This window comes from Helicobacter suis (assembly GCF_902196125.1).
GTDB classification, from domain to species: Bacteria; Campylobacterota; Campylobacteria; order Campylobacterales; family Helicobacteraceae; genus Helicobacter; species Helicobacter suis_B.
In genome coordinates, this window is the sequence record NZ_CABIKG010000040.1 from 1 (window position 1) to 1,601 (window position 1,601).

A 1,601-nucleotide genomic window follows, 5' to 3' on the forward strand; every position below is an offset into this window, starting at 1 on the left:
TAGAAAAACACCTAGATGACTTTAGCCCATTTGAGGGGAATAGTGCTTATGAGAAGTTAGGCAATGGGTTAGAGGAAATAGTAAAAAATGGGGAGCTTAAAGAAGTACGGGGTATAAAAACTATTCATTACGCAAAATACAACGAAAACTTTAAAGTCGGATTATCGCAAGGGTGGGATAAACAAGGTAATAATTATTGGATCATAACCGCTTATAAGGTTGACAAGCCCCCGCGTGCAGATGTCCGACCAAGCACGCCTTAAAAGTTGACATGGGGTACTCTAGTCAACAGAGGCATTCCACGATAATAACTAACAACCTTTTAAAAGTCAACAAACACCACCCCCTAACCCTTACCCTAACCCCTCCTACTCACCGCATGCACCCCCCGCATAGTCTATCAAAAGGTTTATATCCCCACTAAGTGTAATATTATCAAACCAGAAAGACCGCCTAAGAGTTTGCATTTTGTAGATTATCTTAAAGAGTTGTTGATCTACACTGAAAGACTTGAGAAAGATTTAGAGTTTTGCACTAAAGATGAGGCAAAACCTAACCCTTGAAAGCCCCCAAGTAACGCGCTAGAATGGCGTTATTAAGGTTTAAAGGAGTATTAGCATGGAGCTTTATAACAAAATCCAAGAATTACTAAATGAGTTGGAGGAGGCTAAAAAGCAAAGAGCGGAGATCATCAACTTAGCCAAACAAGAGCTTAAGGAATTTATAAGCCAAGAGATTAAGCAAGAGGCTAGCACTATTCAAGAGGCTATCACTCAAGAGAGTTTGAAGCAATGTGCTAAAGAACAATTAGAAACACTTAAAGAGAACTTCAACGAGGAAGTTAAAAAGGCAGTGGATAGCCTTAAACTTGAAGGGCTTAAGCAGTTACCTAGCATGGTTGAGCAAAGCAAAGAGTTAGTAGCTAAGGAGGCGCTAAAGAGTGAGATACTCAACGATCAAGAAAGGGAGAATCTATTAAAAGCGCTTGAGAGTGGGCTAAAGCAGGAGTTAAAAAGCCATTTAGAGGCAGAGCAGTTGCCCACACTAAAAACACAGACTCAAAAGGCGCTAGATCAGTGTTTAGACTTTGTTGTGAGTGAACAAGATAAGATCGAGCAAAAAGCTAAGGATATTTTAGCAAACCTAGAGCAAGAGGCTAATACTAAGCTTGAAAAGTCTTTAATCCCACTTGTGAAAAATGCTTTAGAAAGCCTAGATTATAGCTTTTTAGCACAAGAACCGGAGTTACTCAAAGAACAAATTAAAAGCGCCTGTAATGAGGTGTTAACGCGGCTAAGTGTGCAAGAGATTAAGGGCTATTATGAGGAGGTGCTAAAAGCACAATTAGATAGCCTAGATACACGCAAAGAATTAGCCACAAGAGAATTAGAAACACAGATTTATAGCTTAAGTATTTTACAAAACCACGCGCTTAAGATTTTACCCACTCGCGCCGTAAAGCCCCTAGCTTTAGCTATGGGGATATAAGGCGCATGCTCTTTAGAGCATATGATGAGATACAACCCTTTTAATGTATTATTTGATAAATATTTTGTATAATACACTGCATGAAATATATCAAGTATAAAAGTAATAATAAC

At 38.8% G+C, this 1,601-nt stretch carries 2 protein-coding genes; both read left to right on the plus strand.

The features are described from left to right. Window positions 1-263: hypothetical protein (locus tag G6Q00_RS08125; protein ID WP_163532742.1), on the plus strand; the 263-nt coding region annotated here is incomplete at its 5' end. A 355-nt stretch (window positions 264-618) separates the two neighbouring features. Further along, window positions 619-1,488 (plus strand): hypothetical protein, encoded by an 870-nt coding sequence (locus G6Q00_RS08130; RefSeq protein ID WP_163532743.1) that lies wholly within the window; start codon window positions 619-621, stop codon window positions 1,486-1,488. The last annotated feature ends 113 nt before the right edge of the window (window positions 1,489-1,601 follow it).

Coding starts and splice junctions, on each gene's coding strand:
- G6Q00_RS08130 (WP_163532743.1), top strand. CDS start 619: ATGGAGCTTTATAACAAAATCCAAGAATTACTAAATGAGTTGGAGGAG.